13 protein-coding genes, 1 tRNA gene and 2 pseudogenes are annotated in these 22,585 nt (G+C 72.8%); 13 read left to right on the top strand and 3 right to left on the bottom strand.

The genetic code is table 11. The features are described from left to right. Positions 1 to 48: 48 nt before the first annotated feature. From bldG to AB0N31_RS13545, 11 genes are all read left to right on the top strand, one after another. Positions 49 to 390 carry an anti-sigma factor antagonist BldG gene (gene bldG / locus AB0N31_RS13495; protein ID WP_009189842.1) on the top strand — a complete coding sequence of 114 codons (342 nt, stop codon included), beginning with the start codon at positions 49 to 51 and terminating at the stop codon, positions 388 to 390. Between the two features lie 111 nt (positions 391 to 501). After that, positions 502 to 933, top strand: coding sequence for an ATP-binding protein (locus tag AB0N31_RS13500; protein ID WP_366058507.1), 432 nt, complete (start codon positions 502 to 504; stop codon positions 931 to 933). A gap of 327 nt (positions 934 to 1,260) precedes the next feature. After that, a complete protein-coding gene (locus AB0N31_RS13505; RefSeq protein WP_366058508.1) occupies positions 1,261 to 3,666 on the top strand; it encodes a sodium-translocating pyrophosphatase in 2,406 nt (801 codons plus the stop codon). 194 nt (positions 3,667 to 3,860) lie between these two features. After that, positions 3,861 to 4,463, top strand: coding sequence for a small secreted protein (locus AB0N31_RS13510; protein ID WP_366058509.1), 603 nt, complete (start codon positions 3,861 to 3,863; stop codon positions 4,461 to 4,463). A 64-nt stretch (positions 4,464 to 4,527) separates the two neighbouring features. After that, positions 4,528 to 6,045 carry a methyltransferase gene (locus tag AB0N31_RS13515; protein ID WP_366058510.1) on the top strand — a complete coding sequence of 506 codons (1,518 nt, stop codon included), beginning with the start codon at positions 4,528 to 4,530 and terminating at the stop codon, positions 6,043 to 6,045. A gap of 482 nt (positions 6,046 to 6,527) precedes the next feature. Further along, positions 6,528 to 6,725, top strand: coding sequence for a hypothetical protein (locus tag AB0N31_RS13520; RefSeq protein ID WP_366058511.1), 198 nt, complete (start codon positions 6,528 to 6,530; stop codon positions 6,723 to 6,725). Positions 6,726 to 7,004: 279 nt separating this feature from the next. Next, positions 7,005 to 9,836 carry a type I DNA topoisomerase gene (gene topA, locus AB0N31_RS13525; protein WP_366058512.1) on the top strand — a complete coding sequence of 944 codons (2,832 nt, stop codon included), beginning with the start codon at positions 7,005 to 7,007 and terminating at the stop codon, positions 9,834 to 9,836. A gap of 124 nt (positions 9,837 to 9,960) precedes the next feature. Further along, complete coding sequence (gene tmk / locus AB0N31_RS13530; RefSeq protein ID WP_366058513.1) at positions 9,961 to 13,176, top strand: dTMP kinase; 3,216 nt, start codon at positions 9,961 to 9,963, stop codon at positions 13,174 to 13,176. Positions 13,177 to 13,377: 201 nt separating this feature from the next. Then, positions 13,378 to 14,583, top strand: a complete 1,206-nt coding sequence (locus AB0N31_RS13535) for a DNA polymerase III subunit delta' (RefSeq protein ID WP_366058514.1) — start codon at positions 13,378 to 13,380, stop codon at positions 14,581 to 14,583. A gap of 166 nt (positions 14,584 to 14,749) precedes the next feature. Continuing rightward, complete coding sequence (locus AB0N31_RS13540) at positions 14,750 to 16,321, top strand: alpha/beta hydrolase (protein ID WP_366058515.1); 1,572 nt, start codon at positions 14,750 to 14,752, stop codon at positions 16,319 to 16,321. Between the two features lie 107 nt (positions 16,322 to 16,428). After that, positions 16,429 to 16,502: transfer RNA gene (locus AB0N31_RS13545), tRNA-Thr, on the top strand. A gap of 162 nt (positions 16,503 to 16,664) precedes the next feature. Here the strand turns inward: AB0N31_RS13545 and AB0N31_RS13550 are convergent. Further along, positions 16,665 to 16,900: pseudogene (locus AB0N31_RS13550) on the bottom strand (DNA-binding protein); the annotation flags it as partial. Between the two features lie 125 nt (positions 16,901 to 17,025). After that, entirely contained in the window at positions 17,026 to 17,478 is a 453-nt protein-coding gene (locus tag AB0N31_RS13555; protein WP_366058516.1) for a DUF5707 domain-containing protein, read from the bottom strand. 267 nt (positions 17,479 to 17,745) lie between these two features. Between AB0N31_RS13555 and AB0N31_RS13560 the strand changes: the two genes are divergently transcribed. Both AB0N31_RS13560 and AB0N31_RS13565 read left to right on the top strand, forming a co-directional pair. Next, positions 17,746 to 20,085 carry a histidine kinase gene (locus AB0N31_RS13560; protein ID WP_366058518.1) on the top strand — a complete coding sequence of 780 codons (2,340 nt, stop codon included), beginning with the start codon at positions 17,746 to 17,748 and terminating at the stop codon, positions 20,083 to 20,085. Continuing rightward, the gene (locus tag AB0N31_RS13565; RefSeq protein ID WP_366058519.1) at positions 20,082 to 20,765 is read left to right on the top strand and encodes a response regulator transcription factor; all 684 of its coding nucleotides are present in this window, start codon (positions 20,082 to 20,084) and stop codon (positions 20,763 to 20,765) included. Before AB0N31_RS13560 ends, AB0N31_RS13565 begins: the two co-directional genes overlap by 4 nt. A 280-nt stretch (positions 20,766 to 21,045) precedes the next feature. Here AB0N31_RS13565 and AB0N31_RS13570 read toward each other — a convergent pair. Then, positions 21,046 to 22,005: pseudogene (locus AB0N31_RS13570) on the bottom strand (D-2-hydroxyacid dehydrogenase family protein). Between the last annotated feature and the right edge of the window lie 580 nt (positions 22,006 to 22,585).

Genomic DNA, 22,585 nt, shown 5'->3' on the forward strand with positions numbered 1-22,585 from the left:
CAGGTGTTCCGAGGGACGACCGCTCGATAGCAAGGTGCTGGAGGATCCGTGGACCTGTCCCTGTCGACCCGTACCGTCGGCGATCGTACGGTCGTCGAGGTCGGTGGCGAAATCGACGTATATACCGCGCCCAAGTTGCGCGAGCAGTTGGTCGAGCTGGTGAACGACGGCAATTTCCACCTTGTCGTCGACATGGAGGGCGTGGACTTCCTCGACTCCACCGGGCTCGGCGTGCTGGTCGGTGGCTTGAAGCGGGTGCGTGCCCATGAGGGCTCGCTGCGCCTGGTCTGCAACCAGGAGCGCATTCTGAAGATCTTCCGCATCACCGGTCTGACCAAGGTGTTCCCGATTCACACCTCGGTCGACGAAGCGGTCGCGGCCACCGACTGACCACCTCGTCCGGGCCCGTGTGGCCCGGACGGCCCAGTTGAACACACCGGGGTACCGGGCTTTCGGCAGCCCGGCCCCCCGACAGCACGCCCGTAGTTCCGAGGGGGATGCATGGCCACCGTTGAGCTCCGCTTCAGCGCGCTGCCCGAGCACGTCAGGACCGCCCGACTGGTGGCGGCAGCGGTGGCGCGCAGGTCCGGAGTGGACGAGGCCGTTCTCGACGAGGTCAGGCTCGCCGTCGGTGAAGCCTGCTCCCGTGCCGTCGGACTCCATCAGAGCGGTGGCATCACCGCTCCGGTGAAGGTATCGCTCATCGAGGAGGAGAAGCAGTTCTCCATCGAGGTGGGCGACGAGGCTCCGCGGGTCGCGCTCGGCGACCGGGCGCCGGGTTCCGGTGACATCGACGCGGACGCCGAGGAGGACGAGATGGGCCTCGCGGTCATCAGCGGCCTCGTCGACGACGTGGAGGTCAGCGCCGGCGAACACGGCGGGCTGATCCGTATGACGTGGCCGACCGCACCGTCGGCCGCGGCGCTCGGCTGACCCCGGCGCTCCCCGTCCGGCCCAGCCGGACGCACACGTACCCGAAGGGCCCCACGAGGTGGGGCCCTTCGGCATGTGCGCAGGTGCGACGGCGCGCTTACAGTGGTGCCAGCAAGTGAATCTTGAAAAAGTGAATCTTGCCGGACGGGAAAGTGAATCTTGCCGGAGTTTCGTGAATCCGTTCACGAACGACAATGCCGTGAGGGCATTACCGTGACGGATTTTCGCACGAAGGCGAATTCTGTTTGCCGCACACTGTTTTGATCAGGTTCCGGTATCTAGAATCCGTCCACATCTTGAGCTCAGCCCAAGCGTCAAGGAGGACGAATGGCGGGGCTTTCTCTCCCTCATCGGTTGGACCACTCCACAACCTTCGCGGCCGCAGTGCTGACCGACGGCAACCGACTCCTCGTGGTGGTCATCGGGGTCGTCGCACTGGCCGCGCTCGTGGTCGCGGGCGTGCTGCTGCGCCAGGTGCTCGCGGCGGGCGAGGGCACCGAGAGCATGAAGAAGATCGCGGCGGCGATCCAGGAGGGCGCCAACGCCTACCTGACCCGGCAGCTGCGCACACTCGGCGTATTCGCCGTCGTGGTGTTCTTCCTGCTCATGTTGCTGCCCGCGGACGACTGGAATCAACGCGCGGGACGATCGATCTTCTTCCTGGTCGGCGCGGCGTTCTCGGCGGGCACCGGCTATATCGGCATGTGGCTCGCCGTGCGCAGCAATGTGCGCGTCGCCGCCGCGGCACGGGAAGCGACTCCGGCGGAAGGGGAACCGAAAAAGGATCTCACCGCCGTTTCGCACAAGGCGATGAAGATCGCATTTCGTACGGGCGGCGTGGTCGGCATGTTCACGGTCGGGCTCGGTCTGCTCGGCGCCTCGTGCGTGGTGCTGGTGTACGCGGCCGACGCGCCGAAGGTGCTGGAGGGCTTCGGTCTCGGCGCGGCGCTCATCGCGATGTTCATGAGGGTCGGCGGCGGCATCTTCACCAAGGCCGCCGACGTCGGTGCCGACCTGGTCGGCAAGGTCGAGAAGGGCATCCCGGAGGACGATCCGCGCAACGCCGCGACCATCGCCGACAACGTGGGCGACAACGTCGGCGACTGCGCGGGCATGGCGGCCGACCTGTTCGAGTCGTACGCCGTGACGCTGGTCGCCGCGCTGATCCTCGGCAAGGTGGCCTTCGGCGACGCCGGCCTGGCCTTTCCGCTGCTCGTGCCCGCGATCGGCGTGATCACGGCAATGATCGGCATCTTCGCGGTCGCGCCGCGCCGTTCCGACCGCAGTGGCATGTCCGCGATCAACCGGGGCTTCTTCATCTCCGCGGTGATCTCGCTCGTGCTGGTCGCCGTGGCCGTGTTCGTCTACCTCCCCGGCACGTACGCCGACCTGGACGGCGTCACCGACGTGGCGATCCTGGGCAAGGACGGCGACCCGCGCGTCCTGGCCGTCGTCGCCGTGGCGATCGGCATCCTCCTGGCCGCCGTCATCCAGCAGCTGACCGGTTACTTCACCGAGACCACGCGCCGCCCGGTGCGCGACATCGGCAAGAGCTCGCTGACCGGTCCGGCCACCGTCGTCCTCGCCGGAATCTCCGTCGGCCTCGAATCGGCCGTGTACACCGCCCTGCTGATCGGCCTGGGCGTGTACGGGGCGTTCCTGCTCGGCGGCACGTCGATCATGCTGGCGCTGTTCGCGGTGGCGCTGGCCGGCACCGGCCTGCTCACCACGGTCGGTGTGATCGTCGCGATGGACACCTTCGGACCGGTCTCCGACAACGCGCAGGGCATCGCAGAGATGTCCGGCGACGTGGAGGGGGCGGGAGCGCAGGTGCTCACCAACCTCGACGCCGTCGGCAACACCACCAAGGCCATCACCAAGGGCATCGCCATCGCCACGGCCGTGCTGGCCGCGTCGGCGCTCTTCGGGTCGTACCGCGACGCCATCACCACCGGCGCGCGGGACGTCGGCGAGAAGCTCTCCGGGGACGGTGCGCCGATGACCCTCATGATGGACATCTCGCAGCCCAACAACCTGGTCGGCCTGATCGCGGGCGCGGCGGTCGTCTTCCTCTTCTCGGGGCTGGCGATCAACGCGGTGTCGCGTTCGGCGGGTTCCGTGGTCTACGAGGTGCGGCGGCAGTTCCGGGAGAAGCCCGGGATCATGGACTACAGCGAGAAGCCCGAGTACGGCAAGGTCGTCGACATCTGCACCAGGGACGCCCTGCGGGAACTCGCCACGCCCGGACTGCTCGCGGTGCTGGCGCCGATCTTCGTCGGGTTCACGCTCGGCGTCGGCGCCCTCGGCGCGTTCCTCGCGGGCGCGATCGGCGCGGGCACGCTGATGGCGGTGTTCCTCGCCAACTCGGGCGGTGCCTGGGACAACGCCAAGAAGCTCGTCGAGGACGGCCACCACGGCGGCAAGGGCAGCGAGGCCCACGCGGCGACCGTCATCGGCGACACCGTCGGCGACCCCTTCAAGGACACCGCGGGACCCGCGATCAACCCGCTGCTGAAGGTCATGAACCTGGTGGCGCTGCTCATCGCGCCCGCGGTGATCAAGTTCAGTTACGGCGACCACGAGAACCTCGGCGTACGGGTCGCGATCGCGGTCCTCGCGCTCGTGGTGATCGTCGGCGCGGTCTACGTCTCCAAGCGGCGCGGCATCGCCATGGGTGACGAAGACAACGCCGACGAGCCCGCCAAGTCCACCGACCCGGCGGTGGTTTCGTAGGGGCCGGGGACGGCCCGCAGCTCAAAGGACTGGCGGACGGCACGTGCTGACGCGTCGTCCGCCCGCCCCGCTGCGCGCGGACCCGGGTCGTGAGCCTTCTCTCTCTTGGTATAAATGGCTTCATTTATTTTCATAGCGGACATTCGTCCTGGGGTTGTCGCCCGGTCGGCGTGTATGTTCCGGGGCCGAGAGCCATGGAAGGGGCCGATCCGGTGAACAAGAAGCTCGCGGCCGCACTGTCCGGCAGTGCGGTACTCGTACTGGCGTTGTCGGGATGCAGCAGCAGCGACGACGGCAACAAGGAACTCGACGCCTGGGCCAAGCAGGTCTGCGACGCGCTGCCCGCCCAGGACGCGAAGGTCGACGCGGCCAACGCCGCGATCAAGAGCGCCGCCACCGACAACAACGCCCCGGTGAATGTCCAGAAGACCGACTCCCAGGCCTTCCAGGACATGTCCGACGCCTACAAGGCGCTCGCGCAGGCCATCCAGAAGGCGGGGACGCCGCCCGGTGTCGACGGCGGCGAGAAGAAGAAGCAGGACGCCGTGACCGCGCTGAACGGCCTGTCCACCTCCTACGCCGGCCTGAAGAAGCAGGTCGACGCGCTCGACACGAAGGACCAGGGGAAGTTCGCCGACGGACTCCAGGACATCGCCACCGAACTCGGCAAGCTCAGCAAGAGCGGCAACACCGCGCTGAAGAACCTCGAGGAGGGCGACGTCAAGTCCGCCATGGCCCAGCAGGACAGCTGCAAGAAGGTGGCGGCCTCGTCGTCGGCCCGGGCCACGACCAGCTGACGGCGGGGGCCGGTCGGCCGACCGGGGCGGGGCGTGCGGCCCGCCCGCGGGACACAATGGGGGCGTGAGTAACGCCACCTTGTCCCCCCTGCCCTCCGCCGGCCACCCCGACGTCGCCGCCCGGCTGCGCGAGGCCCTGCTCGCGGCCTCCTTCACCGCCGACGGCCTCCTCGACCTGCTCGGCGCCCCCGCGTACGCGGCTCTCGCGCGCAGCGAGACCGTGCCCGCGCTGCGCGCGACCCGCGGGGACACGCCACTGGAGACGCTCGTCCGTCTCTTCCTGCTCCAGCAGCCGGTGCCGTACGCGCGCGTGGAGGACGTGCTGCCCGTGCACGCGTGCGTGGAGACCGGCTGGCTGACGCGCGCGGGCGCGGACGACGTCGCCGCGACCGTGGACGTACGCCCCTACGGCGGGCCGGACGGCGAGGACTGGTTCATCGTGTCCGACCTCGGCTGCGCCGTCGGCGGGGCCGGCGGCGTCGGCAGCCGTGCCGAGGGTGTCGTCCTGGGCGTCGGCGGGGCGTCCACGACGCTCGCCGGGATCACCGTCCGCACCCCGGTCTCCGCCGCGCTGGACCTGGGCACCGGCTCCGGGATCCAGGCCCTGCACGCCGCCCGGCACGCCACGCGCGTGACGGCGACGGACCTCAACCCGCGCGCTTTGCACATCACCGCGCTCACCCTGGCCCTGTCCGGCGCGCCCGCCGCCGATCTGCGCGAGGGCTCGCTGTTCGAACCGGTCCGGGACGACGAGACGTTCGACCTGATCGTGTCCAACCCGCCGTTCGTCATCTCTCCGGGGGCCCGGCTGACGTACCGCGACGGCGGGATGGGCGGGGACGATCTGTGCCGCTCGCTCGTTCAGGAGGCGGGGGAACGGCTGAACGTGGGAGGGTTCGCGCAGTTCCTCGCCAACTGGCAGCACGTCGAAGGGGAGGACTGGCAGGACAGACTCAGGTCGTGGGTGCCGCGCGGATGCGACGCGTGGATCGTGCAGCGCGAGGTGCAGGACGTCACGCAGTACGCCGAGCTGTGGCTCAGGGACGCCGGTGACCACCAGGGCGACCCGGCGGAGTACCGCGCGCGGTACGACGCGTGGCTGGAGGAGTTCGAGGCGCGCAAGGTGAAGGCCGTCGGCTTCGGCTGGATCACCCTGCGCAGGACGGCGTCCGACGAGCCCACCGTCACCGTGGAGGAATGGCCGCACTCCATCGAGCAGCCGCTCGGCGACACGGTCAGGGCCCACTTCGAACGGGTCGACTATCTGCGCGGGCACGACGACGCGGCCCTGCTGGCGGAGAACTTCCGGCTCGCCGCGGAGGTCGTGCAGGAGCAGGTCGGGCTGCCCGGCGCCGAGGACCCGGAGCACGTGGTGCTGCGCCAGCACCGCGGCATGCGCCGCGCCACCAAGGTGGACACGGTGGGCGCCGGGTTCGCCGGCGTGTGCGACGGCTCGCTGAGCGCGGGCCGGATCCTGGACGCCATCGCGCAGCTCGTCGGCGAGGACCCCGTCCTGCTGCGCGACCGTACGCCCGCGCAGATCAGATTGCTGGTGGAACAGGGGTTCCTCGAGCCGGCCTGAGCCGCCCGGGAGCGAAACAGGCCAACATCTTCCTCTCACCGGCACTTCGCGATCACAGGCGACCGAACCGCACCCACGGATCGTGGAAAAGTGGTGTGACGAGAACGGCAGGGGAGAACGGCGGCGCCGGGAAGACCGAGATCCGCGGCATCGAATTCGAGGTGTCACGGGTGCTCACCCGGCACGGAGGGCGTCGCCGCCCGATCGCCTCGTCGCCCGGCCGTCCGGGCAGCGAGGGCCGCGCGTCCTGGACGGATGTGAGGACCGTCGCATGTGCCGCTCGCGCCCTCTCCTCGCACCCGTCTCCCACACCCACCGCTCGTGCCCGCCGGTCGCCCCGGACGCCGTACCACCCGCCGGTGACCCGTCGCCCCCGTCCGTGGGCCCGGCGTTCACCTCGGGTTCGTCCGGGCGCCGCCCGTGCGTGCCAGTCTCCGGGCGACGGGACACGCGCGAGTGGGAGAGAAGGAGCGCGGGCGATCATGGAGAGTGGACCGGCGATCTTCACCGGGATGGTGTTCGCGCTGTTCGGGGGCGGTCTGCTCGTGTGGACCGCGGTGCGCGTGCGGCAGCGGCAGCCCGCCGCCCAGGGTGTGAGCCCTGTCGCATCGACGACCGTCGCGGCGCTCGCCGCGGTCGTCTCGCTCGCCGTCGGCGCATGGTGTCTCGCTCGCGTCTGAACCGCTTCCGTGGATCTTGTCCGTGCCCTGGTGAGATCCGCGCGAGGGATCGGCGGTGGACAACCGGCGGACGTCGCTCCGGTGCGCGGAAAAAGAGCCGGTGGACACTCCGGGCGGCAGGAATGGCGGTAGTCGGGTTACCGTTCGAGTGGCCGTTGCGGGCTTTTCCCGTTTGACACGGGGGCGGGATGTACCGTCACACTCCGCAGCGTCACCATGACCCGACCCCGGGAGCAAGGCCTGGGGATGCCCCAGCGTCGACCGGAGAGAAGAGCGAAGTTGTCCCCGACCAGCGAGACCGCGAAGGGCGGCCGCCGACTCGTCATCGTCGAGTCGCCTGCCAAGGCGAAGACGATCAAGGGCTATCTCGGCCCCGGATACGTGGTCGAGGCGAGCGTCGGGCACATCCGCGACCTCCCCAACGGTGCCGCGGAGGTGCCGGAGAAGTACACCGGTGAGGTCCGCCGCCTCGGCGTGGACGTCGATCACGACTTCCAGCCCGTCTACGTGGTCAATGCCGACAAGAGGGCCCAGGTCAAGAAGCTCAAGGACCTGCTGAAGGACTCGGACGAGCTGTTCCTCGCCACCGATGAGGACCGCGAGGGCGAGGCGATCGCCTGGCACCTCCAGGAGGTGCTGAAGCCCAAGGTCCCGGTCAAGCGGATGGTCTTCCACGAGATCACCAAGGCCGCGATCCAGGCCGCCGTCGCCAACCCGCGCGAGCTGAACCAGAAGCTGGTCGACGCCCAGGAGACCCGCCGCATCCTCGACCGCCTCTACGGCTACGAGGTCTCGCCGGTCCTGTGGAAGAAGGTCATGCCGAAGCTGTCGGCTGGCCGGGTGCAGTCCGTCGCCACCCGACTCGTCGTGGAGCGGGAACGCGAGCGCATCGCCTTCCGTTCCGCTGAGTACTGGGACCTGACGGGCACCTTCCTGACCGGCCGTGCGGGAGACTCGTCGGACCCGTCGTCGCTGGTCGCCCGCCTCCAGACCGTCGACGGCAGGCGGGTCGCCCAGGGCCGCGACTTCGACTCCCTGGGACAGATCAAGAGCGCGAACACCCTCCACCTCGACGAGGCCCACGCCCGCGCGCTGGCCGCCGCCCTGGAGAACACCCGGTTCTCGGTGCGGTCCGTCGAGTCGAAGCCGTACCGGCGCTCGCCGTACGCGCCGTTCCGTACGACGACGCTCCAGCAGGAGGCCTCGCGAAAGCTGGGCTTCGGTGCGAAGGCGACCATGCAGGTGGCCCAGAAGCTGTACGAGAACGGCTTCATCACCTACATGCGTACCGACTCCACGACCCTGTCGGACACGGCGGTCAACGCCGCCCGCGCCCAGGTCACGCAGCTGTACGGCGCCGACTACCTGCCGGCGCAGCCGCGGACGTACGCCGGGAAGGTCAAGAACGCGCAGGAAGCGCACGAGGCGATCCGCCCTTCGGGTGATCGTTTCCGCACGCCTGCCGAGACCGGCCTGACCGGCGACCAGTTCAAGCTGTACGAGCTGATCTGGAAGCGGACCGTCGCCTCCCAGATGAAGGACGCGACGGGCAACAGCGTCTCGGTGAAGATCGGTGGCACCGCCGCCGACGGCCGGGACGTCGAGTTCGGCGCCTCCGGCAAGACGATCACCTTCCACGGCTTCCTGAAGGCCTACGTCGAAGGCGCCGACGACCCGAACGCCGAGCTGGACGACCGCGAGCGCCGTCTTCCCCAGGTCGGCGAGGGCGACGCGCTCACCGCCGAGGAGATCACGGTCGACGGGCACGCCACCAAGCCCCCGGCCCGCTACACCGAGGCCTCGCTGGTCAAGGAGCTGGAAGAGCGCGAGATCGGCCGCCCGTCGACGTACGCGTCGATCATCGGCACGATCCTCGACCGCGGTTACGTCTTCAAGAAGGGCACGGCGCTCGTCCCGTCGTTCCTCTCCTTCGCCGTGGTCAACCTCCTGGAGAAGCACTTCGGGCGGCTCGTCGACTACGACTTCACCGCCAGGATGGAGGACGACCTCGACCGCATCGCCCGCGGTGAGGCGCAGGCCGTGCCGTGGCTGAAGCGGTTCTACTTCGGCGAGGGCACGGGCGCCGGCGGAGCGGCCGAGGCGGGCAACGGCGACGGGGACCACCTCGGCGGCCTCAAGGAACTGGTGACCGACCTGGGCGCGATCGACGCACGCGAGGTGTCGTCGTTCCCCGTGGGCAGCGGCATCGTGCTGCGCGTCGGCCGCTACGGCCCCTACATCGAGCGCGGCGAGAAGGACTCCGAGAACCACCAGCGGGCCGACGTCCCCGAGGACCTCGCCCCGGACGAGCTGAGCGTCGAGTACGCGGAGGAACTGCTCGCCAAGCCGAGCGGTGACTTCGAGCTGGGCGCCGATCCGGAGACGGGCCGTCAGATCATCGCCCGGGCGGGCCGCTACGGCCCGTACGTCACGGAGGTGCTCCCCGAGGGCACCCCGAAGACCGGCAAGAACGCCGTCAAGCCGCGCACGGCCTCGCTGTTCAAGACGATGTCGCTGGACACCGTCACGCTGGAGGACGCCCTCAGGCTGATGTCGCTGCCGCGCGTCGTCGGCACGGACGCCGAGGGCGTGGAGATCACCGCGCAGAACGGCCGCTACGGCCCGTACCTCAAGAAGGGCACGGACTCGCGGTCGCTCCAGAGCGAGGACCAGCTCTTCACGATCACGCTCGAAGAGGCGCTGGAGATCTACTCCCAGCCCAAGCAGCGCGGCCGGGCCGCGGCCAAGCCGCCGCTGAAGGAGCTGGGCCAGGACCCGGTCAGCCAGAGGCCGGTCGTCGTCAAGGACGGCCGCTTCGGGCCGTACGTCACCGACGGGGAGACCAACGCGACCCTGCGCTCCGGCGACAGCGTCGAGGAGATCACCCCGGAGCGCGGCTACGAGCTGCTCGCCGAGAAGCGGGCGAAGGGGCCCGCCAAGAAGACGGTGAAGAAGGCGCCCGCGAAGAAGGCGACGGCGAAGAAGGCCGCGCCGGCCAAGAAGACGGCCGCCAAGAAGACCGCCGCGAAGACGACCACGGCCGCGAAGAAGACCGCGACGAAGAAGGCGACGGCGTCCAAGGCGGCCTCGACGGCGGCTTCGGAGGACTGAGCCGCGCCGCGGTTCCCCGGAAGCCGTTCACAAAACGCACGCCCCGGCATCACTTTGGTGTCGGGGCGGACGTAGGCGTGGACGGGCTTTCCGGGCCGTCAGTCGCTGCCGATAGGCTGAAAGCATGACGCGAGCCGAGCAGCCAACGGCCCACCCGCCGGCCCCGGACGACGCCCTGGTGGCGGACTCCCGAGAGCGCGCCGTACGCGCACTGTTGCGTGAGCCGCAGCTCAGGCGGCTGTGGAGCGCGCAGTTGGTGAGCGGCGTCGGTGACGCCCTCGCCCTCCTCGTGCTCGTCCTCCTCGCCCTCCAAGCGGCCATCGCCGAGGGCGCGTTCGGCGGCGGCTACCGGGGCGTGGCGTTCGCGGTCGCGATCGTCTTCGCGGTCCGGGTGCTCGCCACCGTGCTGTTCGGCGCCGTCCTCCTCGGTCCGCTGACCTCCCTCACCTCGCCGGACGGACCGCTGGACCGCCGCTGGACCATGGTGGGCGCGGACGGTGTGCGGGCCGCCCTGCTGATCGTCGCTCCCCTGTGGATCGACTGGACGCCCGACGACGCCCTGGCGCTGCTGCTGGTCACCGTCTTCGTGACCGGTGTCGCCGAGCGGTTCTGGACGGTCGCCCGCGAGGGCGCCGCCCCCGCGCTGCTGCCCGCCCCGCCGCTGGAGGGCGCGACGGTACGGCCGCTACCCGACCACATGGACGCCCTGCGCCGGCTGTCCCTGCGGACCACCTTCCTCGCGATCCCGCTGGCGGCCGTCACCCTGGTCGCCGCCGCACTGTTCAACAACCTCCTGGGCGCCGGCATCGACTGGTTCGGCCAGCACCAGGCGGCCCTCGCCTCGTACGTGGCGGGCGGGCTGTTCGCCGGCTCCCTGTCCGTCGTGGTCTTCCTGGAACTGCCCGGCACCCGCACCCCCCGCGCGCGGTCCCCGCTCGAGGGGCTGCGCCGCCCGCGGACGGCCAGCGGTCCCGAAGGGGGCCGCACCGGCGCCATTCCGGTGCTCGTCCTGGCCTGCGCCGCCGTGGCCGGGGCGATCGCCGCCGCCGTCGCCGTGGCGGTGCTGCACGCCACGGACCTGGGCGGCGGCCCGGTGCTGTACGGCCTGCTCGTGCTCGCGCTGACCGGCGGCGTCGCCGTCGGCGTCCGTACGGCACCGAAGGTGCTGGTGACGCTGTCGCGGCGCCGGCTGCTCGCGCTGGCGATCGCCTTCACCGGCCTGGCCCTGCTCGCGGCCGGGCTGGTCCCGGACGTCACCACCGTGCTGCTGATCTCGGCCCTGGCAGGTGTCGGCGCGGGCGTCGCCGCCAACACCGGGCACGCGCTGCTCGACCAGGAGACCGAGGACCAGCGCCGCACGCGCGTCACGGAGCACCTGCACGCGGTCGTGCGCGTGCTGGTGGCGCTCGGTGCCCTGATCGCCCCGCTGGTGGCGGCACTGATCGGGCCGCACCGCCTGGAGAACGGCAAGTTCGTCTTCGCCCACGGCGGGGCCGCCTTCACGCTCATGCTGGTCGGCGCGCTGCTGCTGCCGGTGGCCGCGCTGGTGCTCGCCAAGGTCGACGACCGCTCCGGCGTCCCCCTGCGCAACGACCTGCGGGACGCGCTGCTCGGCGGCGACGACCCGGTCCAGGCACCCACGACGAACGGTTTCTTCATCGCCCTGGAGGGCGGCGACGGCGCCGGCAAGTCCACCCAGGCCGAGGCCCTCGCCGAGTGGATCAGGGCCAAGGGCCACGAGGTCGTCCTCACGCGCGAGCCGGGCGCCACGCCCGTGGGCAAGCGGCTGCGGTCGATCCTGCTCGACGTCTCCAGCGCCGGTCTGTCGCACCGGGCGGAGGCCCTGCTGTACGCGGCGGACCGCGCGGAGCACGTCGACACCGTCGTCCGGCCCGCCCTGGAGCGCGGCGCGGTCGTCATCACCGACCGGTACATCGACTCGTCCGTGGCCTACCAGGGCGCCGGCCGCGACCTGTCCCCGACCGAGATCGCGAGGATCTCGCGCTGGGCGACGAACGGCCTCGTGCCGCATCTGACGATCCTGCTGGACGTCTCCCCGGAGACCGCCCGCGAGCGCTTCACGGAGGCGCCGGACCGCCTGGAGTCGGAGCCGGCCGAGTTCCACGCGCGCGTGCGTTCCGGCTTCCTCACGCTGGCCGCCGCCGACCCGGGCCGCTACCTGGTCGTCGACGCCGGCCAGGAGCCCGAGGCCGTGACCACCGTCGTACGCCACCGGCTCGACCGGGTGCTGCCGCTCTCCGAGGCCGAGATCGAGGCCCGGGAGGAGGCGCGGAGGAAGGCCGAGGAGGAGGCCCGCCGCAAGGCCGAGGAGGAGGCCGCCCGCAAGGCAGAGGAGGAGCGCCTGGAGCGGGAGCGCCAGGCGCAGCTCGCCAAGCTGCGCGCCGAGGAGGAGGAGCGCAAGCGGCGCGAGCTGGAGGAGGCGCAGCGGCGCGAGGCCGAACGGCAGGCCGAGGAGGCCCGGCAGCGCGCCGAGGAGGCGCGCCGGCGCGCCGAGGAGGAGCGGGTGCGGCTCCTCGCGGAGGAGAAGGCCCGCGCCGAGGAGGAGGCCCGCCGCAAGGCGGAGGAGGAGCGGCGCCGCAAGCAGGCCGAGGAAGAGGCCCGGCTGCGCGCCGAGGCCGAGGCGCAGCGCCTGGAGAAGCAGCGCAAGGCCGAGGAGGCGCTGCTGCGGGCCGAGGAGGCGCGGCGCGCGGCGGAGCAGGCCACCGCCGCGGCCCAGGCCCGGCTCCGGCCCGCCCCGCCCGCCCCGCCCGCGGCGGCCGCGGTCGCCCCGGACGCGCCGACCGAGCCCACGCCGGTGGTCACCCCGACGAACGCGTCGGGCGGGCCGGTCGAGGACACCGCCGTGCTGCCCCCGGTGCGGATGGACAAGGATCCGGTCGGGAGGGCGGCCGACACGACGCCGCCGATCACCGGGAAGACCGCGGCGCGGGTGTCGGACGCCGAGGTGACGACCGAGCTGCCGCAACCGCCGGCGCCTGCCGGGGCCGCGGACGAGACGGCCGTACTGCCGCCGGTGCGCGGCGGGAGCACCGAGGACGAGACGGCCGTGCTGCCCGCGGTCTCCGCGGAGCAGCCCGACGACCGGGTGCCGCCGGGGTACTTCCGTGACGAGTGCGCGGCGCGGCCCGACGGGACCGAGGACAGTACGCGGGAGCTGCCGCAGATCGACGAGACGGGCGCGCCCCGTCAGCGGCCGCGCTCGGACTGGGCCGAGGAGACGCCGCTGGACGACCTGCCGTCGCTCGCGGACGAGCTGCTGGGCCCGCACCGCAACGACGACGACTCCGACGAGGGCCGCGGGCGGGGCCGGCGGCGCTGACGTCCGTGCCCGTGCCCGTGGGCGGGGCCGGCGCCGCTGTCGCCCCCGTCCCGGCCGGGGCGGCGCCGCCGACGTCCGTGAGCGCCGGGCCGGGTTGTCAGTGACTGCCCGCACAATGGAACCGGCAAGGCGCAGGGTGATCCGCGGTGCGGACCGGCCGGCGCCGCGGGACGTGAACGTGACGGAAGGGCGGCGTGGGCCATGACCGTGTGGGACGACCTCGTCGGGCAGGAGAGGGTGAGCGAGCAGCTCGCCGCCGCCGCCCGGGACGCCGATGCGCTCGTCACCGCGGCCGCGGCCGGCACCGCGCCGCCCGAGGCGTCGAGCATGACGCACGCCTGGCTGTTCACGGGGCCGCCCGGCGCCGGCCGGATCCAGACGGCCCGGGCGTTCGCCGCCGCGCTCCAGTGCGTGAGCCCGGACCGGGCGCTCGGCGGGGTCCCCGGCTGCGGCTTCTGCGACGGCTGCCACACGGCCCTCGTCGGCACGCACGCCGACGTCTCGACGGTCGTCGCCGTGGGCGCGGAGATCCTCGTCAAGGACATGCGGGACACGGTCCGCAAGTCGTACACCGCCCCGGCGACCGGACGCTGGCAGATCATCCTCGTCGAGGACGCCGAGCGGCTGAACGAGAAGTCGGCCAACGCCGTCCTCAAGGCCGTCGAGGAACCGGCCCCGCGCACCGTCTGGCTCCTGTGCGCGCCGTCCATCGAGGACGTCCTGCCGACGATCCGTTCCCGCTGTCGGCACCTGAATCTGCGCACCCCCTCCGTGGACGCGGTCGCCGACATGCTCGTACGGCGCGAGGGCGTCGATCCGGCCGTCGCCGCGGCCGCCGCCCGCGCCACCCAGGGACACGTCGACCGGGCCCGCCGCCTCGCCACCGACCCGGCGGCCCGCGAGCGCCGCGCCGCCGTGCTGAAGCTGCCGCTGCGCGTCCAGGACGTCGGCGGCTGCCTCAGGGCGGCGCAGGAACTCGTCGACGCCGCCGCCGAGGACGCCAAGCAGCTCGCCGAGGAGCGGGACGGCAAGGAGACCGACGAGCTGAAGGCGGCGATGGGCGCCGTGCAGGGCGGCCGGATGCCGCGCGGCACGGCGGGCGTGATGAAGGACCTGGAGGAGATGCAGAAGCGGCGGCGCACGAGGACGCAGCGCGACAGCCTCGACGTCGCGCTCTCCGACCTCACCGCCTTCTACCGCGACGTCCTCGCCCTCCAGCTCGGCTCCCGCATCGCCCTCGCCAACGTGGACGCCGAGGACACCCTCGAACAGCTGGCCCGCGCCGGTACCCCCGAGTCCACCCTGCGCCGTATCGAGGCGATCGCCGCCTGCGGAGAGGCCCTCGACCGGAACGTGCCTCCGCTGCTGGCGGTCGAGGCGATGACGATGGCGCTGAGAGCGGGCTGAGCGCGGCGCGGGACGACCGACGCCGGGTGGTGAGGAGAGGCGGTCGGCGGGTGCCTGAGGGGCGGTCCGGGGACCGGTGGGTGCGAGCGGATTGACGGGGTCACTCGTCCGTGGCAGTTGGCGTACGCTCCGCGTTCAGGTCGTCGCCCACGGTTACGCTCGCTGGATGCACACCAGGCGCTCCCCCCACCGGTTCCGCACCGGCGTCACGCTCCTCTCCTTCGCCGCCCTGCTCGTGTCGGCCTGCTCCTCCGGGAGTTCGACGAGTTCCGCCAGCCCGGCGGCCGCCCGTGCGGTCCTGACCGCGCTTCCGCAGGCCACACCGTCCGCGCTGGCGTCGTACTACGGGCAGAAGCTGAGCTGGCGGGACTGCGGCGTGCCCGGATTCCAGTGCGCCACGATGAAGGCGCCGCTCGACTACGCCCGGCCCGGCGGGGGCGACGTCCGGCTCGCCGTCGCCCGCAAGAAGGCGACCGGCCCGGGCAAGCGGATCGGCTCGCTGCTGGTGAATCCGGGCGGGCCGGGCGGCTCGGCCGTCGGCTACCTCCAGCAGTACGCCGGCATCGGCTACCCGGCCCAGGTCCGCGCCCGTTACGACATGGTCGCCGTCGACCCCCGCGGTGTGGCCCGCAGCGAGCCCGTGGAGTGCCTCGACGGGCGCCAGATGGACGCGTACACGCAGACCGACGTCACTCCCGACGACCGGCGGGAGACCGACCGGCTCGTCGGCTCCTACAAGAAGTTCGCGGAGGGCTGCGGCGCCCGGTCGGCCAAACTGCTGCGGCACGTCTCCACCGTCGAGGCGGCCCGCGACATGGACATCCTGCGCGCGGCCCTCGGGGACCGGAGACTGACGTACGTGGGGGCGTCGTACGGGACGTTCCTCGGGGCGACCTACGCGGGGCTGTTCCCGGAGCGGGTGGGGCGGTTCGTGCTGGACGGTGCGATGGACCCCTCGCTGGCCGCCCGGCGGATGAACCTGGACCAGACGGCGGGGTTCGAGACGGCGTTCCGGTCGTTCGCGAAGGACTGCGTGCGGCAGCCGGACTGCCCGCTCGGCACCAAGGCCGGGGAGGTCGGCAAGAACCTCAAGGCGTTCTTCGGCCGGCTCGACGCCCGCCCGCTGCCCACCGGCGACGCGGACGGCCGCAGGCTCACCGAGTCCCTCGCCACCACCGGCGTGATCGCCGCGATGTACGACGAGAGCGCCTGGGGGCAGCTGCGCGAGGCGCTGACCGCGGCGATCCGCGAGAACGACGGCGCCGGTCTGCTCGTCCTCTCCGACAGCTACTACGAGCGGGACGCCGAGGGCGGCTACGCCAACCTGATGTTCGCCAACTCGGCCGTGAACTGCCTGGATCTGCCGGCCGCGTTCAACGGCCCCGACGAGGTGCGCAAGGCGCTGCCCGCCTTCGAGAAGGCGTCCCCCGTCTTCGGCGAGGGCCTCGCCTGGGCTTCCCTGAACTGCGCCTACTGGCCGGTCGCGCCCACCGGGGAACCGCACCGCATCGAGGCGAAGGGCGCGGCCCCCATCGTCGTCGTCGGCACCACCCGCGACCCGGCGACCCCCTACCGCTGGGCCCAGTCCCTGGCCCGCCAGCTCGCCTCGGCCCGTCTGCTCACCTACCGAGGCGACGGCCACACCGCCTACGGCCGCGGCAGCGCCTGCATCGACTCCGCGATCAATGACTACCTCGTCCGCGGCACCCCTCCGGCGGACGGAAAGCGCTGCTCGTAGCCCCGTGGCCACCCCGGGGCGGCCGCCTCCCGGGGTGGTTCTGAGCACTCCCGGAAACTGTGTAGACTTACCGACGTTGCTGATCGCACCATAGGTGCGCACGGCGCGCCGCCTTAGCTCAGATGGCCAGAGCAACGCACTCGTAATGCGTAGGTCTCGGGTTCGAATCCCGAAGGCGGCTCTGTGAAAGCCCCAGGACTCACTCGCCGTGACCTGGGGCTTTCGCTTTGCCCCGCCTCGTCGGGCCCGGTTCTGGTCGTAGCCGCGGGGGCCGGCCTCCGGTTGGTGGCCTCCGGGTGGTGGTGAGGGGCCGGAGGGCGCGGCCCGCCCGGCAGGCGCTGCTTCAGACCTTGACCACGTGGACGCCGGGACCGCACGGCATCAGGAGGTCCTCGGGGTCCGAGGTCAGGACGGTCACGGGGGAGGGGAGGACCGTCGCGGTGGCGACGGCGATCGCGTCGAGTGCGTGTGGCCGTGCGGGCCGGTTGTGGCGAGGAGTTTGCCGGCGTGGCGGGAGATGGCTTCGGTGGGCGGGACGATGTCGACGCGGGAGACGGCGTAGTCGAAGCGGGCCTCGCTCCCGGCCCCGCCGCAGGGAGCCCTGCTCACGTTCCGCCGCGCGCCTGGTGGAGGTGCACCACGCAGGCGCGCCGTCGTCGGCAGGACCTGACAGGAAGCCGTGGCCCGGGGGCCGCCGCTCGCGGTCAGCGGGTCACGGTGAACTCGGACGTGTGCGGGGTGAACTTCGTGTCCCCGTCCTCGGCCGTCGCCAGGGTCGAGATGTGCCAAGCGCCCGGGGCCAGTTCGGCCGCCTCCGCCTTCGTGACCTTCAGGTTGTAGGTGCAGCGGGACGTGTCGGCCGAGGTGTTCCGGCAGGTCGCGCTCTCCACGGACCTCATCTCCGCCTCGGTCGGGTCCAGGTCGGAACTCGCGGGCCAGGCCAGGACCTTCAGGCTCCGGACGCCGGAGTCGTCGCTCACGTCCGCGGTGAAGGTGAGCGAGCCGGCCTGGGCGTCGGTCGGCGGGACGTAGCGGGTCGAGGCGTTCTCGACGGTCAGCTTCTGGGCCGTCTGCGTCGAGGCCACGGCGAGACCGGCGGCGGTTCCGCCGAGGACGACGACACCGATGATCGACGACACGATGATGCGCTTGGACATGGAAATCCCCCTGGGATCGGTCGTGCGGAAGAGGTGGACACAGCTGGAGAGGTGCTCGGGCGGGTCGGCCGCAGAGCGCCTTCTCGATGTGATCGAGCCTATGGGCGGGCCGGTGCGCGGTCCTCGGGCGGCAGGACGATTGCCCGGTCGAACCGGAGGTAGAGGGCTGCTGCGCATCGCCGCCCTTTTCTGTATCCCAGGGTGGAGGGCCGGCTCCGCCTCCAGCCCGAGGGAGCCGTTCGGCCGCGGCCATAGCCTTGGTGCGTCATGAATCGAACCGACGGCCGGCTGGTTCCGGTCCTGCTGATCTGCGTCCAGGCCGTGGTGTGGCCCGGGGCGGCGCTGGTGCGCGGGGACGTACCGCCCGCGTCCGCCCTCCTCGTGGCCGTGCTGGTCGCCGGACCGGTGACGGCCGCCCTCTCGCTCCGCCGCGCGCGCCCCGTCGTCGCCCTCCTGCTCGTCGCCGCCGCCTGTGCGTTGGGTGCCGGGCCGTTGCCCGTCGGCGCGATGGCGGTCCTCGGTACCGCGGGCGTCGCGCTGGCGCTGTACACGGTGGCGACCGAGCGCGACACCTTCACCGCCGTCCTGTGTGTGGTCGCCCTCGCCGTCTGGCAACTGCTGCAGAACATCAGTCTGCACGGGCTCAGTGACCGCGACGGGCTCGACCTCGTCCTGACCGCCCTGCTGTACGCCACCGCCTGCGGCGCCGGTCTGCTGGTGCGGCGCACCCGGCGCGCACGGCGGACGGGCGAGCAGGTGCTCCGGCGTGCCGAGGCCGAGCGCCACCGGCTGCCGGCGGTCGAACGGCGCCGCATGGAAAGGGAGTTGCACGATGTCAGTGCCCATCATCTGACCGCTGTGGTGGTCACGGCGGGCGCGGCGCTCGGACTGCGTGAGCGTCGGCCCGAACTCGCCGAGGAAGCCCTGGAGTTCGCGGCCGAGACCGGGCGTGAGGTGACCCGCGCGCTCGGCGCGGTGCGGGCCCCGGCCCCCTCGCGGGAGGAACTTCCCTCCCCGCAGGAGCGGTTGCGTGCCCTTGTCGTCGGGTTCCGCCGGCTGGACCAGCGGGTGGAGTACGAGATCGGTCCGCTGCCGGACGGCGCCGTCGCGGACGCGGCGTACGGCATCGTGCGCGAGGCGCTGACCAACGTCGCCCGGCACGCCCCCGGTGCCGCCACGACGGTGCGCTGCCGGTACGGCGACACCCGCACCGACGTCGTGGTCACGAGCGAGGCACCGCCGGCCGGTGCGGCGGCGCACGGCGCGGGCCTCGGCTCGGGTCGCGGCCAGGGCTTCCTGCGGTCCCGGGCGCGGGAGGCGGGCGGCACGCTGACCAGCGGCCCGACGGCGGACGGCGGCTGGGAGGTGCGCGCGGTCCTGCCCGGCCGTACCGCCGCACCGGTGGAGGCGTCCGTGCCGCGGACCTACCGTCTCGCGCAGGTGACGGCCGCGGTCGGGCTGTGCCTGCAACCGCTGCTGCCGGTGCTGGTCGTCCGGTCGCAGACCACGTCGAGCGGGTCGCAGGTCTCGGCGGGGGTGCTCTTCGCGCTGCTGGCCGCGGCGCAGGCCGTCGCGCTGCTGTGGCTGCGGCGGATGCCCCGCGCCGCCCTGGGCGTGCTGCTCGGTCTGGCGCTGCTGTGGCCGGTGGCGATGGCCGTGGGCGAGTACACGGGTCCTGTCGTCGTGCCGCCCGTGCTGAGCATGGCCGCCACCTGCGTGGCGCTCGCCGCCGACGCCGCCCGCCGTGCCGCCGCGCCGCCCTCCGACGGGCCCGGACCGCGCCCCGGGCTCGTCCCGTCGGCCGCCGTCGCCGTGCACGCTGTCGCGGCGAGTGCGGCCGTCCTGGACCGCGGCACGGACCTGGCCGGCTGGGTGGTCGCCGTGGCGGCGACGGCCGGGGCGGCCCTGTCGGCCGGTGCGGCCCGGTGGGCCGGGACCGTGCGCGGGCGGCGGGACCGGGCCGACCGCGGTGTGCGGGAGGAACGTCTCGCCGCCTGGACCGAGGAGGCCGTACGGGAAGCCTGGGCCGAGCGGCGCCGGATCGCCGCGGGGCTGGAGAGCACGGTGCTGGCGCGCGCCGCCGACATGGTCGCGGAGGCGGAGGCGGGCCGGCTCGACGCCACCGCCGACCGGGCCCGCGAGGCACTGGCCGCGATGCGCGCGCTGCTCGACACGGTCCGGGAGGGGGAGCCGGACCCGGCCGGGCCCGAACTGCGGCCGCAGCCCACCCTCCAGGCCCTCGACCTGCTCGCCCGGCAGTGCCGGGCCACCGGCCGCGAGGTGGAGATACGGCTCACCGACCGCGTGCCGCGGCAGCTGCCCACGGCCGTGGACCTGGCCGCCTATCACGCCGCCGAGACGATGCTCGCGGCCGGCGGAGAGGGGCCCGTCGTGCTCGAACTCGACGCCGACGACGACGTGCTGACACTCACGGCCACCGGGGTGCCCGGCTCCGGACTTCCCGCCGTACGGGAGCGGCTGGCGGAGCGGGTCGCGGCGCTGGGCGGCACCCTGACCGCGGAACGACACGGCCCCTTGCGCCTCCGGCTGCCGCTCGCGGGCGCGCCGGTTCGCGAGCGGGACGACGAGGAGGAGGGGGAACGATGAGCCTCAGGGTGCTGGTCGTCGACGACCAGGACGTCGTACGGGCGGGGCTCACCGCCGTCATCGACGCCGAGACGGACATGACGGTCGTCGGCGAGGCCGGTGACGGCGCGACGGCGGTGCGGCTCGCCGGGGAACTGGCGCCCGACGTGGTCGTCATGGACTCGCGGATGCAGGACCCGGACGGCATCGCCGCCACCCGGCTCATCACCGGCCGGGAGAACGCGCCCCGCGTACTGGTGCTGACCAGCTTCGACCTCGACGTCCACGTCTTCGACGCGCTGCGCGCCGGCGCTTCCGGCTTCCTCCTCAAGGACGTGACCGCGGCCGAACTCCTGCACGGCATCCGGATGGTGGCCGCCGGCGAGGGGGTCCTCGCCCCGTCCGCGACCCGCCGCCTCATCGGCCACTACGCCTCCGGAGCGGGCACCGGGTCCCGGTCCCGGAACGGCCCCCGCCAACCGGTCGGCCCGGCCGGCCGCGAGCGGCACCTCCTCACCCTGATCGCCTCCGGTCTCGACGACGCGGAGATCGCCCGGCAACTCGGCCTCACCGTCGGCACCGTGAGATCCCGCATCGACGCGCTCCTCGGCGGACTCGGGCTGCGCGACCGCGTACAGGCGACGATCCTCGCCTACGACCTCGGTCTCGCCCGTCCGAACCCGCCCGCCTCCCCCGTCTGACCGGCCGACCGCCGACCGGAGGGAGCGCGTGCGGTCGGGGGAGGGGGTGCGTGCGGTCGGGCGGACCGGGTGCGTCCGCACCTCCCTGTGCGGACCGGCGCCGGTCCGCACGGACCCGGCAGGGCACGTGGGGTCGGCAGGCCGGGCGCCTCCGCAGCCCGGGACGCGCACCGGCACGGCCTCGGGCACCGGCACGGCCCCGGGCAGCGCGCGGCTCAGGACAGGGCGCGGCTCCGGGCAGGTCCGGCCGGACGCCGGTGGCCGGGCGGGCCGGGCCCTCTCAGCCCAGCACCCGCACCGGGGCTCCCGCCAGATAGGCCTGGATGTCCTCCACCGCCTGCCCGTGGTAGCGCTCGTAGTCGGCGCGCGAGACGTACCCGAGGTGCGGGGTCGCCGGCAGTCGCGGTGCCGTGCGCAGGGGGTGGTCGCCGGGCAGGGGCTCCACGTCGTACACGTCGAGCCCGGCACCGGCGATACGGCCCTCGCGCAGGACGGTCAGCAGGGCGGTCTGGTCGACGATCGCGGCGCGGGAGGTGTTGACCAGGTAGGCCGTCGGCTTGAGGAGGGCGAGTTCGGCCGGGCCCAGCGGGCCACGGGTGCGGTCCCCCAGGGCGAGGTGGACGGAGACGAAGTCGCTGTCGGTGAGCAGGTCCTCCTTGGACGGAGCCAGGCGGACGCCCACCTCGGCCGCACGCTCCGCGGTGAGGTTCTGGCTCCACGCGCTGACGTCCATGCCGAAGGCGAGGCCGACCCGCGCGACCAGGGCGCCGACCTTGCCCAGGCCCAGCAGGCCGAGGCGGCGGCCGTGCAGGTCGGCGCCGACGGTGGACTGCCAGGGGCCGCCCGCGCGCAGGGCGCCGTTCTTCCGGACGAGCCCGCGCGCCAGGCCGAGGAGCAGGGCCCAGGTCAGTTCGGCGGGCGGGGTCGAGGAGCTTTCGGTGCCGCACACGGTGACGCCGTTGGCACGTGCGGCGGCATGGTCGATCACCGAGTTGCGCATGCCGGACGCGACGAGGAGCCGCAACCTCGGCAGTCGGTCCAGCAGCGAGGACGGGAAGGCGACGCGTTCGCGGAGGGTGACCACACAGTCGAAGTCGGCTAGCGCGGAGGCGAGTTAGTCCTCGGTGCCGAAATGGTCCGTGAACACGACGACCTCCACCCGGTCGCCCAGCGGCGACCAGTCGGCGACGGTGGTCGCCACGTTCTGGAAGTCGTCCAGCACGGCACAGCGGAAGGGCATGACGGTCTCCTCCGGTACGTCCGGCACGGCGCGGACGGGGCGGCGGCCCACGCCTGCCGCGCCTCCGGGACGGAGAACGCGGGCGGTGCGTCGCCTGTGAACATCTCTGTCGGCCGGGGAGAGGGGGAAGGGAAACCGGCGCAACCTTCCGCCGCGGCCCCTTGCGGTGCATCCGCGCGCGGGTCCTCGCGGCCATCGCCGACGGCGGCACCCTGTACGACGTCACGCTGCCGCGCACCCGCTCGCACGGCGGCCGTGGCTCGTCCCGAGGCGTTCCGAGAACCTGGGCCGAGCAAGGTATTGCGGTGCGGGCCCCGGTCGTTCACCTCCGCCGACCGAGGCCCACACGCGCGTCCGGAACCGGCCACGGCGGCGACACTCCCCCGAGAAACGCGTAGTACGCGCGCGCCGTCGGGCCGGATCCGATGTTGTGATCACATCAGGCTCCACCAACGAATCGCTAACATGTGGCCAACGGTTCTCCACGGCGGCGGGGACGTCGTCGCAGGTCGTCGGGTGTGAGGCCGCCGGGCGAGCGCGGTGGGCGGCCGGAACGCCGGCGGACTCCTGCGGGAGCCGT

Source organism: Streptomyces sp. NPDC051051 (genome assembly GCF_040682975.1).
Classification (GTDB): Bacteria; Actinomycetota; Actinomycetes; order Streptomycetales; family Streptomycetaceae; genus Streptomyces.